At 70.9% G+C, this 13,818-nt stretch carries 12 protein-coding genes; 7 read left to right on the top strand and 5 right to left on the bottom strand.

Annotated features, from left to right (window positions below):
- Positions 1-924: protoporphyrinogen oxidase (hemG, locus tag O3Q52_RS34005; RefSeq protein WP_269652499.1), on the bottom strand; the 924-nt coding region annotated here is incomplete at its 3' end.
- A gap of 183 nt (positions 925-1,107) precedes the next feature.
- Here hemG and O3Q52_RS34000 point away from each other — a divergent pair.
- Both O3Q52_RS34000 and O3Q52_RS33995 read left to right on the top strand, forming a co-directional pair.
- Positions 1,108-2,097 (top strand): DUF4349 domain-containing protein, encoded by a 990-nt coding sequence (locus tag O3Q52_RS34000; protein WP_269652498.1) that lies wholly within the window; start codon positions 1,108-1,110, stop codon positions 2,095-2,097.
- A gap of 67 nt (positions 2,098-2,164) precedes the next feature.
- Complete coding sequence (locus O3Q52_RS33995) at positions 2,165-3,568, top strand: FAD-dependent oxidoreductase (RefSeq protein WP_269652497.1); 1,404 nt, start codon at positions 2,165-2,167, stop codon at positions 3,566-3,568.
- Positions 3,569-3,695: 127 nt separating this feature from the next.
- Here the strand turns inward: O3Q52_RS33995 and O3Q52_RS33990 are convergent, their stop codons facing one another.
- On the bottom strand, positions 3,696-4,043 hold the full coding sequence (locus O3Q52_RS33990; protein ID WP_055616732.1) for a hypothetical protein: 348 nt from the start codon (positions 4,041-4,043) through the stop codon (positions 3,696-3,698).
- A 103-nt stretch (positions 4,044-4,146) separates the two neighbouring features.
- Here O3Q52_RS33990 and O3Q52_RS33985 point away from each other — a divergent pair, with 103 nt between their 5' ends.
- Positions 4,147-4,968: a rhomboid family intramembrane serine protease gene (locus O3Q52_RS33985; RefSeq protein ID WP_269652496.1), complete on the top strand. Its 822-nt coding sequence runs from the start codon at positions 4,147-4,149 to the stop codon at positions 4,966-4,968.
- A 92-nt stretch (positions 4,969-5,060) separates the two neighbouring features.
- Here O3Q52_RS33985 and hemE read toward each other — a convergent pair whose 3' ends face one another.
- Positions 5,061-6,128, bottom strand: a complete 1,068-nt coding sequence (hemE, locus tag O3Q52_RS33980) for a uroporphyrinogen decarboxylase (protein ID WP_269652495.1) — start codon at positions 6,126-6,128, stop codon at positions 5,061-5,063.
- Positions 6,129-6,226: 98 nt separating this feature from the next.
- Entirely contained in the window at positions 6,227-6,853 is a 627-nt protein-coding gene (locus O3Q52_RS33975; protein WP_055616735.1) for a DUF3000 domain-containing protein, read from the bottom strand.
- 455 nt (positions 6,854-7,308) lie between these two features.
- Between O3Q52_RS33975 and O3Q52_RS33970 the strand changes: the two genes are divergently transcribed.
- The 4 genes from O3Q52_RS33970 to O3Q52_RS33955 all read left to right on the top strand — a co-directional run bounded on the left by O3Q52_RS33970 (position 7,309) and on the right by O3Q52_RS33955 (position 12,875).
- A complete protein-coding gene (locus tag O3Q52_RS33970; protein WP_055616736.1) occupies positions 7,309-7,971 on the top strand; it encodes a response regulator transcription factor in 663 nt (220 codons plus the stop codon).
- 116 nt (positions 7,972-8,087) lie between these two features.
- On the top strand, positions 8,088-9,368 hold the full coding sequence (locus tag O3Q52_RS33965) for a ribonuclease D (RefSeq protein WP_269652494.1): 1,281 nt from the start codon (positions 8,088-8,090) through the stop codon (positions 9,366-9,368).
- Between the two features lie 157 nt (positions 9,369-9,525).
- Positions 9,526-10,752, top strand: a complete 1,227-nt coding sequence (locus tag O3Q52_RS33960) for an acetyl-CoA C-acyltransferase (RefSeq protein ID WP_269652493.1) — start codon at positions 9,526-9,528, stop codon at positions 10,750-10,752.
- Positions 10,749-12,875 (top strand): 3-hydroxyacyl-CoA dehydrogenase NAD-binding domain-containing protein, encoded by a 2,127-nt coding sequence (locus O3Q52_RS33955; RefSeq protein WP_269652492.1) that lies wholly within the window; start codon positions 10,749-10,751, stop codon positions 12,873-12,875. Before O3Q52_RS33960 ends, O3Q52_RS33955 begins: the two co-directional genes overlap by 4 nt.
- A 128-nt stretch (positions 12,876-13,003) precedes the next feature.
- On the opposite strand, the gene O3Q52_RS33950 is transcribed toward O3Q52_RS33955, so the two are convergent.
- Positions 13,004-13,818: NAD(P)-dependent oxidoreductase (locus tag O3Q52_RS33950; RefSeq protein ID WP_269652491.1), on the bottom strand; the 815-nt coding region annotated here is incomplete at its 5' end.

Here is a 13,818-nt window from a genome sequence, read left to right as displayed (position 1 = left end):
CCGGTGCCCGAGCGGGTCGTGGAGGCCGACACCATCCACGAACTGCTGAGCAACGGCACGTTGGTGATCTGCGCCGGCAGTGGCGGGGTACCCGTCACCACCGGCGACGACACGCCAGCGCCCGCCGCCGCCCGCCCCGGGCCCCCCGCCCCCGACCCGCCGCAGCTCCGTCACCGGTGCCCCCGTGACGATCTCGCCGCCCCGCGCGCGCACCGACTCCGCGACGGCGAGCGGGAGCCCGCCGATGCCGCCCTCGATACCGGTGAAGACCGGCCCTGTCTGCTGGTTCTTTGCCGCCCTGGCCTGGATCTCGCGGACGGCCTCCGTCAACGACGTGTGGGTGCGGGCCGCCTCGAAGAGCTGGGGGACGGCCGAGCGCATCGAGATGCGGTACGCGTCGCCCGCGTAGACACCGCCGAGGAGGGGCTCGATGAGGCGGTCGACGACCTCGCGGCCGAGGCGCGCGGCGACGAACTCCCCCACCGCCACGTCGTCCCCGACCTCCGTGCGCGGCAGGTCGCGGTCGCGCTCGATCCGGCGCAGGCCCTCCTCCGAGAGGACTCCGGAGAGGGCCGCCGCGTCTCCGGGGACGCCCATGACGTGCCCCTTGGGCATGGGCCGCAGTGCCCCGCGCGTCCAGATCGAGGCGCTCGCCGTCGCGGGCGGCCGGAGCCGGTCGGCGAGGCCCACCTCGCGGGCGAGGGCCACCGCCTCGGGCCGCCGGGCGAGCATCGACTCGGCACCGAGGTCGACCCGGACGCCGGCGATCTCCCCGGGCAGCAGCTTGCCGCCGAGCCGGTCCGAGGCCTCCAGCACGGTCACGCGCGCCCCGCCGTCCAGCAGCCGGCGGGCGGCGGCCAGACCGGCGATACCGCCCCCGATGACGACGACATGACCCGTGCCCGTGCGTGTGTCTGCGTGCATGTCTCCACTGTCCCAGACCCCACCGACAGTCCCGTGGGCCCCGGTGCCTGTGAAGGTGCCGGTGAGGGTGTCCATGACGAGTCCGGACCGTGACCTCTTCGGGACCGGATTCGGCCAACGTCTCACAAGGGCTCTGCGTCGTAGGAGCGTCAGTCATCACGACACCCTCGGGGGTAAGCCGATATGCAGACGCGTGGCAGTGGCACGACCAGGCACCGATCCGCACGACCTGTCCAGATCCTCTCGGCGCTGTGCCTCGCCGCGGCCCTCGCCCTGACGGGGTGCACGGGCGCGGCCGACGGCGGGAGCTCCAGCTCGGATGCCAAGGGCGGCGCCCCGGGCGCGAACGAGGCGGGAGCGGGCGCGGCCGACAGCGATGCGGGCAGCGCCAAGCAGGAACAGGCCGCCGCGCCACCGAAACTGACCGCCCACATCATCCACACCGCGTCCCTGACCGTGCAGGTCAAGGATGTGCCGAAGTCCCTCGACGAGGCCCGCACGGTGGTCGAGAACGCGGGCGGCATGGTCGGCAACGAGACCACGGACCGCGACTCCGAGGGCCGCGAGCGCTCCCGTGTCGTCCTGCGGGTGCCCTCGGACAAGTACAAGGAGGTCCTCACGGAGCTGGAGGGCTCGGGCAAGCTCATCGACCGCAGGGCGAAGGCCGAGGACGTCACCGAGCAGGTCGTCGACGTGGAGAGCCGTATCAAGTCGCAGCGCGCCAGCGTGGTGCGGATCCGCGAGCTGATGGACCAGGCGACCAAGCTGAGCGATGTGGTCACCCTTGAGGGCGAGTTGAGCACCCGTCAGGCCGACCTGGAGTCGCTGCTGGCCCAGCAGACGTCCCTGAAGGACCGTACGAGCCTGGCGACGATCACGCTGTCGCTGTCCGAGACGCCGGTGAAGAAGGTCGCCAAGGACGACGACCCGGGGTTCGCGGACGCTCTCGGGGGCGGCTGGGACGCGTTCGTCACCATGTTCCGCTGGATCGCGCTGGCTCTCGGGGCGGTCCTGCCCTTCCTGGTGGGCGCGGTGCTGCTGCTGTTCCTGTGGGTGCGTTTCCTGCGTGGCCGGACGCCGGCCCGGCCGGTCGCGGCGGCGCCGGGCGGCGCGGGCACGGGTTCGCTGCCGGTCGCCCCGCCGGTCCGGGCAGAGGGCGACGACAAGGACTGAGCGGACCCGGGCGAATCGGCGCGATCCTGAGCAGGACCGAAATGCGGGACGCCCGTAGCGTGTTCGTATGAGCATGAGCCGTGCGAGCCGTTCCCAAGAGCGCCTGGTGGTCGTCGGAGGGGACGCGGCGGGCATGTCCGCCGCGTCCCAGGCACGCCGTCTGAAGGGCCCCGACGAACTGGAGATCGTGGCGTTCGAGCGGGGCCACTTCAGCTCCTACTCGGCGTGCGGCATCCCCTACTGGGTGGGCGGTGACGTCGAGGAGCGGGACCAGTTGATCGCTCGCTCCCCGGAGGAGCACCGGGCGCGCGGGATCGACCTGCGGATGCGTACGGAGGTCACGGAACTCGACGTCGTGGGCGGGCGCGTACGCTCCCGGGACTTGGAGTCCGGGGCCGAGGCGTGGACGTCGTACGACAAGCTCGTGCTCGCGACGGGCGCGCATCCTATGCGGCCGTCGCTCCCGGGCATCGACGCGCCCGGGGTGCACGGCGTGCAGACCCTGGACGACGGGCAGGCCCTCCTCGACACGCTGGCCCGTACGGCGGGCCGCCGCGCGGTCGTGATCGGCGCGGGCTACATCGGCGTGGAGATGGCCGAGGCGCTGATCAACCGCGGGTACGAGGTGACAGTCGTCAACCGCGGCCAGGAGCCCATGTCGACGCTCGACCCGGACATGGGCCGTCTCGTGCACGAGGCCATGGAGGGCCTGGGCATCACGATGGTGAACGACGCCGAGGTCACCAAGATCCTCACCGGTGAGGACGGCCGGGTCCGCGCGGTGGCCACTGAGGACGCCGAGTACCCGGCGGACGTGGTGGTCCTCGGCATCGGCGTGCGTCCCGAGACCGCGCTCGCCGAGGCCGCGGGACTGCCGCTCGGCGACCACAAGGGGCTGCTGACCGATCTGGCGATGCGGGTGCGCGGGCACGAGAACATCTGGGCGGGCGGCGACTGCGTCGAGGTCCTCGACCTGGTCTCGGGCCGCGAACGCCACATCGCCCTGGGCACCCACGCCAACAAGCACGGCCAGGTGATCGGCGCGAACGTCGGCGGCGGCTACGCCACGTTCCCCGGCGTCGTCGGCACGGCGGTCAGCAAGGTCTGTGATCTGGAGATCGCCCGCACCGGCCTGCGCGAGAAGGACGCCCGCCGGGCGGGCCTCCGGTTCGAGACGGTCACCATCGAGTCGACGAGCCGCGCGGGCTACTACCCGGGCGCCGACCCCATGAAGGTCAAGATGCTCGCCGAACGCCGCACCGGCCGCCTCCTCGGCGTCCAGATCGTCGGCCGGGAAGGCGCCGCCAAACGCGTGGACATCGCCGCGGTCGCCCTCACCGCCTGCATGACGGTCGAACAGATGACAGCCCTGGACCTCGGCTACGCCCCACCGTTCTCCCCGGTCTGGGACCCCATCCTGGTAGCGGCCCGCAAGGCGGTGATCGCGGTACGAGCAGGGAGCGCCCCGTAAGGGGCGCGGGGAACTGCGCGCTCAGCCCTCACCGGGCCGGTGTTCGAGACGACACCTCAGCCCTCATCCCCAGGGGCGCGGGGAACTGCGCACCCAGCCACAGCGAACCCGCAGCCGACAACCCACCTCAGGCCCCCTGGGCCGACCCGTTCCCGTTGATCTTCTCTATGGCCTGCCGAGCCTGCTCACCGGGCGACCGCGGCAACGACGAGACCGTCGACACCGCAGGCGCGGACACCGCCGACGGCGGCATCGGCGGCGCCTGCTGAGGCCGCGCGTGCGACCCCGCCTGTCGGCTCCGCAGCCGGTGGCTCACCGCCTCGTCCAACGTCACGGGCCGCTGCATACTGGCGGACAACCGACCGGCTTCCTGGCCGAGCGCGGCCACGTCCTCCCACGACAGCCTGACCACGAGGGCAAGCTCCGCCTCTCCGTCCGGCGTGGCGATCAGGGGCTGAGTGACTCGGTCGTTCATTGACCTGTTCCTCACGTGTTGCTTGGATCACGACGGTTGCCGAGACATACGCACACGCCCGCGGTCCCGTTCAGAGTCCCCCGAACCCGGGCAGAATTTCCCCGTGGTCATCCCCGTCCATGACGTGAACCCGGTCCGTCGCACGCCGTATGTGACGTACGCGCTGATCGCCGCCAACTTCGTGGTGTTCCTGGCCACTCCGGGTGTGGCGAGCTCGATCACCGGCGAGAGCGGCCCGGCCCAGCTGTGCCACCTCCAGGCGTTCCTGGACCACTGGGCGGCGGTGCCCCGGGAGCTGATCCACGGCCAGACGCCGACGACCGTCCCCACCGGTGACGTGGGCGTGGGCCCGCAGGGCGCGGGCTGTCTCGTCGGCCCGCCCGGCTACGACAAGTCGCCCCCGGTGTCGGTCCTCACGGCGATGTTCCTGCACAGCAGTTGGCTGCATCTGCTCGGCAACATGCTGTTCCTGATGATCTTCGGCAACAACATCGAGGACCGCCTCGGCCACATCCGTTACGTGCTGTTCTACGTGGTCTGCGGCTACGCGGCGGCGTACGGCTTCGCCCTCGTCAACGCCGACTCCGCCGACCCGCTGATCGGCGCTTCGGGTGCGATCGCCGGCGTCCTGGGCGCGTACCTGGTGCTCTACCCGAAGGCCAGGGTCTGGGTCCTCGTCCCGTTCCTGATCTTCCTGCCACTGCGCCTGCCCGCGTGGATCGTGCTGGGCTCCTGGTTCGTCCTCCAGGCGGTGTACTCGTCCGGCACCGGCGTCTCGGAGGCAGGCACCGTGGCATACGTGGCCCATGTGGTCGGCTTCCTGGCAGGCATGCTCCTCGCCTGGCCCCTGCGCCCCGGAACGACACCCCCACCCGAGCCCCGAGGCCTGCTGTGGGGAAGACGAGCACACCCCCGCGCCCCATAGGGGCGCGGGGCTGTATCGATGTGCGGCTCCGCCGCGTGGGCGCGACAAGCCCCCACCGAGCCGCAGACAAATCACCAGCTACCAGCGGAGCGTCAGCGCTCCGTGCGCATGTGGACGTACTCGACAAGGCGAGTCAACGCGTCCGGGTCCATCGACGGCAGGACCCCGTGCCCGAGATTGAAGATGTGCCCCTCCAGACCGGCAGCGGCATCCAGAACCTCCCGGGTCTTCTCCTCGACGGCCTCGGTCGGGGCGAAGAGGACCGAGGGGTCGAGGTTGCCCTGGAGCGCCTTGCCGGGGCCGACGCGCCGGGCGGCCTCGTCGAGCGGCACCCGCCAGTCGACGCCGACGACATCCGCACCGGCCTCGCCCATCAGCCCGAGCAGCTCACCCGTACCGACACCGAAGTGGATGCGCGGGACGCCGTACTCCTCGACGGCCTTGAACACCTTGGTGGAGGCGGGCATCACCGAGCGCCGGTAGTCGGCGGGCGCGAGCGCGCCGACCCAGGAGTCGAAGAGCTGGACGGCGCTGGCCCCCGCCTCGATCTGCACCTGGAGGAACGCGGCCGTGATGTCCGCGAGCCGGTCGAGCAGGTCGGCCCAGAGCTGCGGGTCGCCGTACATGAGCGCCTTGGTGTGCTCGTGGTTGCGGGACGGCCCGCCCTCCACGAGGTAGCTGGCGAGCGTGAAGGGCGCACCGGCGAAGCCGATGAGAGGCTTCGGGCCGAGTTCGCTCGTGAGCATTCCGATCGCCTCGGTGACGTACGAGACGTCGTCGGGCGTCAGGTCGCGCAGCTGGGCGAGGTCGGCGCGGGAGCGGATCGGCTTCTCGACGACCGGACCCACACCGGGCTTGATGTCGAGGTCGATACCGATGGCCTTCAGGGGTACGACGATGTCGCTGAAGTAGATCGCCGCGTCCACGTTGTGCCGCCGTACCGGCTGGAGCGTGATCTCGGTGACCAGCTCGGGCCGCGTGCAGGACTCCAGCATGGGGATGCCCTCGCGCACCTTCAGGTACTCGGGCAGTGACCGCCCCGCCTGCCGCATGAACCACACGGGCGTGTGCGGCACGGGCTCGCGTCGGCACGCCTTGAGGAAGGTGGAGTCGTACGTCGCTGTCGGCTGCTGGCCCTTGGGGCGGTCAATGGCGCTCACGCCGAAAAGTCTCCCACGGTCGGCGCGGCCCCCGGTCCCGGGTACGGCCGCGCCCGGGACCCGCGCGTGGGAGGGGGAGAGGGACGCGGCGGTCCGGGTCAGCGGGACTGGGGGCCCCGGCGCTGCGGGAGGCTGACGATGGAGGCGTCGCCCGGGGCGGCCGGGGGGAGGCCGGCGATCTGGGCCAGGAGGTCGCACCAGGACGCCAGATGGGAGGCTGTGTCGGGCACACCGCCGAGGCCTTCGCGGGGCGTCCAGGAGGCGCGGATCTCGATCTGGGAGTTGGCCGGCCGGTCCGCGAGCCCGCCGAAGTAATGGGAGCCGGCCCGGGTGACCGTGCCGCTGGGTTCGCCGTAGGAGAGGCCGCGGGCCTGGAGCGCGCCGGTCAGCCAGGACCAGCAGACCTCGGGGAGCAGCGGGTCGGTGGCCATCTCGGCCTCCAGCTCAGCGCGGACCAGGGTCACGAGGCGGAACGAGCCCTGCCAGGCGTCGTGTCCGGCCGGATCGTGGAGCAGGACGAGCCGGCCGTCCGCCAGATCCTCGTCGCCGTCGACGACCGTGGCCTCCAGCGCGTAGGTGAAGGGGGCGAGCCGCTGCGGCGGTTTCGTCGGGTCGATCTCGATCTGCGGCCGCAGCCGCGCGGCCCTCAACGCGTCGACAGCGGCCCGGAAAGGCAGCGGAGCCGCCTCCATCGCATCCCGCTCCCCCTCCTTCGGGTCGTCCATTCCGCCAGCGCCGTCCGACAGTCGTCCCTGAGCCGCAGCCATGCGGGGAAGATTAAGGGGAACAGAGCCTTCGCGCAGGGAGAGACACCCGTGCGTGGGACCACTGTCCGGATCACATCGCGCGAACACGGCACTTTTTCTTGGGGTTTGGGGCTCGGGTTCTTGGGGTTTTGAGGGCTCGGGCCGTCTCCGGAGGCCCCGGGCCGGTGCGCGAACGCTTCTGACCTTTTGTCGATACGACCACTTTCAGCCGCGTAACGAAGCGGAGCGAACTCGTTTCGATCTTCGGATGATCGATCGCCCGTCCGAATTGCACGCATTGTTACTCACCAAATCGTGATCATTCTCTAAAGGCGGACGGGTTTGGTGCCGAAGACCTCTGTGACCTTGAAAGCACGGTTCGTCCCGGCTTCATCCCCACAGCCGGTCCCCCGTCCCGCACCCCAGGAGGCCTGGTGTCCGTTCTCCTCGAGCAGCCCGCAAGCCTGGTCGCCTACCGCCCGAACAAGCCGACCGCGATGGTGGTCGTGGCCGATCCCCGTGTGCGCTCCACCGTCACCCGCCACCTGTGGGCGCTCGGTGTTCGCGACGTGATCGAGGCCTCGTCCGTCGCGGAGGCTCGTCCCCGCATCGGCAACCCTCGCGACATCTGTGTCGCAGACGTCCATCTCCCCGACGGCTCCGGCCTCACCCTCCTGTCCGAAACCCGGGCCGCCGGCTGGCCGAACGGCCTGGCCCTGTCCGCCGCCGACGACATCGGCGCCGTACGCAACGCCCTCGCGGGCGGCGTCAAGGGCTATGTGGTCACCGGCACCCGTACGAACCTCGGGCTTCCCACCCGGCCGGGCGCCGCCCCGATCGGCTCGGCCGCCGCCCGTATGCACCGCCGTCCCCCGGGCTCCCCGAGCCACCCGGGCGGTTACCGCGAGCTGTCCGGCCGTGAGGTCGAGGTGCTCCGGCTGGTGGCGGAGGGCCAGTCGAACAAGGCCATCGGCGTCTCGATGGGCCTGTCCGCGCTGACCGTGAAGAGCCACCTCGCCCGTATCGCCCGCAAGCTCGGCACGGGCGACCGCGCCGGAATGGTCGCGGTGGCGCTGCGGACGGGGATCATCCACTGATTCCGGATTCCCTGATGATTCAGGATTCACTGACCTGACTGGTTTACGACCCTCAGACGCCCGTCGACGGAACGTTCCGTCGACGGGCGTCGTCCATACACGGATACCCTTGACAGGTGACCGACGCCCAAGAGACCGCAGCAGACAGTTCACTGCGAACCACCGGAGGCGCTCCTCCGGACGACGTCGAACCGGCGCCGATCCCCTTGCTGGAGCCCCGCGACGGAATTCCGCCCGTCATCGCCGACGAGGCCTCGCTCGCCGAGGTGATCGCCGCGTTCGAGGCCGGCAGCGGCCCCGTGGCCGTGGACGCCGAGCGGGCGTCCGGCTATCGCTACGGCCAGCGCGCGTATCTGGTGCAGCTGCGCCGCGAGGGCGCGGGCAGCGCACTGATCGATCCCGTCGCCTGCCCCGACCTGTCGGGCCTCGGCGAGGCGCTCTCCGGTGTGGAGTGGGTGCTGCACGCGGCCACCCAGGATCTGCCGTGTCTGCGCGAGATAGGCATGGTCCCCAGCCTCCTGTTCGACACCGAGCTGGCCGGACGGCTCGCCGGGTTCCCGCGGGTCGGCCTCGGCGCGATGGTCGAGGGCGTCCTGGGCTTCGTACTGGAGAAGGGACACTCCGCGGTCGACTGGTCGACGCGTCCGCTGCCCGAGCCGTGGCTGCGCTACGCCGCGCTCGACGTGGAGCTGCTCGTCGATCTGAGGGACGCGCTGGAGAAGGAGCTCGACCGGCAGGGCAAGCTGGAGTGGGCCCGCCAGGAGTTCGACGCGATCGCCTCGGCGCCCCCGCCTGAGCCCCGCAAGGACCCGTGGCGCCGTACGTCCGGCATGCACAAGGTGCGCCGCCGCCGGCAGATGGCGGTCGTACGGGAGCTGTGGGAGACCCGGGACCGGGTCGCGCAGCGCCGGGACATCTCGCCCGGCAAGGTGCTCGGGGACGCGGCCATCGTGGAAGCCGCCCTCTCACTTCCGGCCAACGTGCACGCGCTCGCCGCGCTGAACGGATTCGGGCATCGGATGGGGCGGCGTCAGCTGGAGCAGTGGCAGGCCGCCGTCGACCGTGCGAAGGAGCTGCCGGATGCCGAGCTGCCGCAGCCGGGGCAGCCGGTGACCGGGCCTCCGCCGCCGCGGGCCTGGGCGGAGAAGGACCCGGCGGCCGCGGCCCGGCTGTCCGCGGCGCGGGCCGCTGTCTCCGCGCTTGCCGAGACATTGAACATGCCTCAGGAGAACCTGATCACCCCTGACACGGTTCGGCGGGTTTGCTGGGAGCCGCCTGCTTCCGCGGACGCGGAGTCGGTTGCGGCCGCGCTCGCCGGGTACGGGGCTCGGCCCTGGCAGGTGGAGCAGGTTACGCCAGTGTTGGTGGTGGCTCTGGCCGCCAAGGCCAAGGAGTGAATGGGGGTGCGGGCGCACCGAGAGCCATGTGACCTTCGCCGCTCCCCGCTGTGGGACTGTGCAGGCTGGTTACCCGCAAGTAGCATGGGAGGTGAGCGCGCGCTCAGGGCGTGTGTGTCGCGCAGTAGTGCAATCCCGCATCTGGAGGAGAGCCATCGTGCCTCGTACCGTCAGGGACGTCGTCTTCGTCGACGGCGTCCGCACCCCGTTCGGCAAGGCGGGCCCGAAGGGCATCTACCACGAGACCCGTGCCGACGACCTCGTCGTGAAGGCGATCCGGGAGCTGCTGCGCCGCAACCCCGGTCTCGACCCGAAGAAGATCGACGAGGTCGCCATCGCCGCGACCACGCAGATCGGCGACCAGGGCCTGACGCTGGGCCGCACGGCCGGAATCCTGGCCGGGCTGCCGCAGTCCGTGCCCGGTTACTCGATCGACCGCATGTGTGCCGGTGCGCTGACCGCGGTCACCTCGACCGCCGGTTCCATCGCGTTCGGCGCGTACGACGCCGTCATCGCCGGTGGTGTCGAGCACATGGGCCGCCACCCCATGGGCGAGGGCGTGGACCCGAACCCGCGGTTCGTCAGCGAGAAGCTCGTCGACGAGTCGGCCCTGTTCATGGGCATGACCGCCGAGAACCTGCACGACCGCTACCCGCACATCACCAAGCAGCGCACCGACGAGTACGCCGTGCGCTCGCAGGAGAAGGCGGCCAAGGCCTACGCGGACGGCAAGATCCAGGCCGACCTGGTCCCGATCTCCGTACGCCGTACCAACGCCGAGGCCGGTGAGACGGGCTGGGGCCTGGTCACCGCCGACGAGCCGATGCGCCCCGGGACCACCCTGGAGAACCTGGCCGGTCTGAAGACGCCGTTCCGTGTGCACGGGCGGGTCACCGCCGGTAACGCGGCCGGTCTGAACGACGGCGCCACCGCGTCGATCATCGCGTCCGAGGACTTCGCCCGTGAGCACGACCTGCCGGTCAAGATGCGCCTGGTCTCGTACGCCTTCGTGGGCGTCGAGCCCGAGGTGATGGGCTACGGCCCGATCCCGGCCACGGAGAAGGCGCTGGCGAAGGCCGGTCTCTCCATCGAGGACATCAACCTCTTCGAGATCAACGAGGCCTTCGCCATCCAGGTCCTCGCGTTCCTCGACCACTACGGCATCGCCGACGACGACGCGCGCGTCAACCAGTACGGCGGCGCCATCGCGTACGGCCACCCGCTGGCCTCCTCCGGCGTCCGGCTGATGACGCAGCTGGCCCGCCAGTTCGGGGAGCAGCCGGAGGTCCGTTACGGCCTCACCACCATGTGCGTCGGCTTCGGCATGGGCGCCACGGTGATCTGGGAGAACCCGCACCACAAGGACGCCGGAGGCGACAAGTGAGCACCACTGAACTCCTGAAGGGCGCGGCCGAGCTGTTCCCCGACGAGGTCGTGACGTCGGCGCACGTACGCCACCTCGACCTCCCCTTCGGCGCCGGGCGCTTCGCGCTCATCACGCTTGACAACGGCCTCGACCACACCAGGCCGACCACCTTCGGCCCGGCCTCGCTGGCGAACCTCGACGCCGCGATCGACCAGGTCGAGAAGGAGGCCGCGGCCGGCGAGATCATCGGCGTCGGCGTCACCGGCAAGCCGTTCATCTTCGCGGTCGGCGCGGACCTCAAGGGCGTCGAGCTCCTCAAGGACCACAAGGACGCGCTGGCCATCGGCAAGGGCGGCCACGAGGTCTTCAAGCGTCTCGCGGCCCTCTCGGTGCCGACCTTCGCGTACTACAACGGCGCGGCCATGGGCGGCGGCGTCGAGGTCGGTCTGCACTGCACCTACCGGACCGTCTCGAAGGCCCTGCCGGCCTTCTCGCTGCCCGAGGTGTTCCTGGGCCTGGTCCCGGGCTGGGGCGGCTGCACGCTGCTCCCGAACCTCATCGGCGCCGAGCGCGCCGTGAGCGTGATCATCGAGAACTCGCTCAACCAGAACAAGCAGCTCAAGGGCCAGCAGGTCTTCGACCTCGGGATCGCCGACGCCCTCTTCGAGGGTGCGGACTTCCTGGAGCAGTCGCTGATCTGGACCGCTCAGGTGCTGAAGGGCGACGTCGAGGTCGAGCGTCCGGCGATCGACCGTGGCGAGGCCTGGGACCAGGCCGTCGCCAAGGGCCGCTTCGTCGCGGACAGCAAGGTGCACGGGGCGGCCCCGGCCGCGTACCGCGCGCTGGACATCATCGCCGCGGCGAAGAACGGTGACCTGCAGCAGGGTTACGACGCCGAGGACGTGGCCCTCGCCGACCTGATCATGGGTGGCGAACTGCGCGCCGGCATCTACGCGTTCAACCTGGTGCAGAAGCGTGGCAAGCGTCCCGCGGGTGCCCCGGACAAGAACCTGGCCCGCCCTGTCACCAAGGTCGGTGTCGTGGGCGCCGGTCTGATGGCCTCGCAGCTCGCCCTGCTCTTCCTGCGGCGCCTGGAGGTGCCGGTCGTGCTGACCGACATCGACCAGGAGCGCGTCGACAAGGGTGTGGGCTACGTCCACGCCGAGATCGACAAGCTGCTGCTGAAGTCCCGTATCAACCAGGACAAGGCCAACCGCCTGAAGGCCCTGGTCACCGGTGTGCTGGACAAGGCCGAGGGCTTCTCCGACGCCGACTTCATCATCGAGGCCGTCTTCGAGGAGATCGGCGTCAAGCAGCAGGTGTTCGCGGAGGTCGAGGCGGTCGCCCCGGCGCACGCGATCCTCGCCACCAACACCTCGTCCCTCTCCGTGACGGAGATGGCGTCGAAGCTGAAGAACCCCGAGCGGGTCGTGGGCTTCCACTTCTTCAACCCGGTCGCGATCCTGCCGCTCCTGGAGATCGTGCGGGGCGAGGCGACGGACGACGCCTCGCTGGCCACGGCCTTCGCCGTCGCCAAGAAGCTGAAGAAGACCGCGGTTCTGGTGAAGGACGCCCCGGCGTTCGTCGTGAACCGCATCCTCACGCGCTTCATGGGCGAGATCCAGAACGTCATCGACGAGGGCACGTCCGTCGAGGTCGCGGAGAAGGCGGTGGAGCCGCTGGGTCTGCCGATGTCGCCGCTCGTGCTGCTTGAGCTGGTCGGTCCGGCGATCGGTCTGCACGTCTCCGAGACGCTGAACCGGGCCTTCCCGGAGCGCTTCACGGTCTCCTCGAACCTCGCGGCCGTCGTCAAGGCGGGCAAGCGCGGCTTCTACGTGTACGACTCCGGGAAGCCGGAGCTGGACCCGGAGGTCGCGGCGCTGCTGAAGCAGGGCGATGTCGTGCTGACCGAGGAGCAGGTGCGGGCGCGGGTGCTCGACGCGGTGGCGCAGGAGATCGGGCTGATGCTCGACGAGGGTGTCGTCGCCGAGGCGCAGGACATCGACCTCTGCCTGATCACGGGCGCCGGCTGGCCCTTCCACCTGGGCGGCATCACGCCGTACCTGGACCGTGAGGGTGTCTCCGAGCGCGTGAACGGCAAGCCGTTCCTGGGACGGGGCGTGGCTTCCGTCCCCGCGTAGGCGTTCCCCTGGGTTGCGCAGGTGCCCCGCACACCGACTGGGTGTGCGGGGCGCTTGGCGTTCGTCGAGGTGACCGGCAGCTCCGTGGCCGGGCGTCCTCGTCCGCGTTGCCCGCACCCGGCGGCGTGTCATGCGGTGGGCCGGGCGGCCTTCCAGGCGCGGTAGTGGCGGGTGGGGTCGTCGGTGAAGGAGGTGTGGCGGGGGGTCCAGCCCAGGAGGCGGTGGGCCTTGGCGCTGGTGACCAACTCGTCCTGGTCGGCGGCCATCTGCATCATGCCGCCTGCCTCGGCGCTCTCCAGGGCGATCTCGCCGGTGTGGCCGGTGGCTCGTACGGCGGTGCGCTGCATGTCCAGGGCAGCCAGCCGCTGGTCGTCGGCGATGACGAAGGTCTCCCCGTCGACGGCGGCGGGGTTGTCGAGGATGCGGACGTAGGCGTCGGCGAGGTCGTCGACGTGGACCCAGCTCCAGCGCTTGGCGGTGTCGCCGTAGAAGACGGGGCTGCCCGCCTCGGCGGCGGCGAACCACTGGCCGGTCATGGAGGTGCTCGCGGGGCCTCCGTACATGAACCCGGGGCGGACCACGGTGTGGGCGAGGCCGGAGGCGGCGAGTTCCTTCTCCAGCGTGAAGCGGAACCCGATGGGGCTCTCGGGGCTTCCGGGGGTGTTCTCGTCCATGAGGGGCAGGCCGGTGCGGCCGTAGGAGGAGATGCCGGTGGTGAAGACGAGGTGGCGGCGGCGGCCATCCCGCTCCTGGGCGGCGAGCAGCTCGGCGAACAGGCGCTGGTCGCCGCCGACGGGGTCGTTCATGTCCAGCAGCAGGTGGACGACCGCGTCGGTGCCGTCGAGGTGGTCGCGCCAGGTGTCCGGCTTGGTGAAGTCGCCCTCGACGGGGGTGACTTCGTCCGCGGTGAGGCCGCGGGGCGCGGGGGCGGACGTGTCGCGGG

Origin of the sequence: Streptomyces sp. ActVer, from assembly GCF_027270795.1 — a bacterium.
Lineage (GTDB): Bacteria > Actinomycetota > Actinomycetes > Streptomycetales > Streptomycetaceae > Streptomyces > Streptomyces umbrinus_A.
The sequence above is the reverse complement of the archived record's forward strand: the minus strand, read 5'-3'. Positions and strand labels throughout refer to the sequence as shown.

Bases quoted from the DNA above. Each gene is read 5' to 3' on its own strand.
- O3Q52_RS34000 (WP_269652498.1), top strand. From the start codon at position 1,108: ATGCAGACGCGTGGCAGTGGCACGACCAGGCACCGATCCGCACGACCT.
- O3Q52_RS33995 (WP_269652497.1), top strand. From the start codon at position 2,165: ATGAGCATGAGCCGTGCGAGCCGTTCCCAAGAGCGCCTGGTGGTCGTC.
- O3Q52_RS33990 (WP_055616732.1), bottom strand. From the start codon at position 4,043: ATGAACGACCGAGTCACTCAGCCCCTGATCGCCACGCCGGACGGAGAG.
- O3Q52_RS33975 (WP_055616735.1), bottom strand. From the start codon at position 6,853: ATGGACGACCCGAAGGAGGGGGAGCGGGATGCGATGGAGGCGGCTCCG.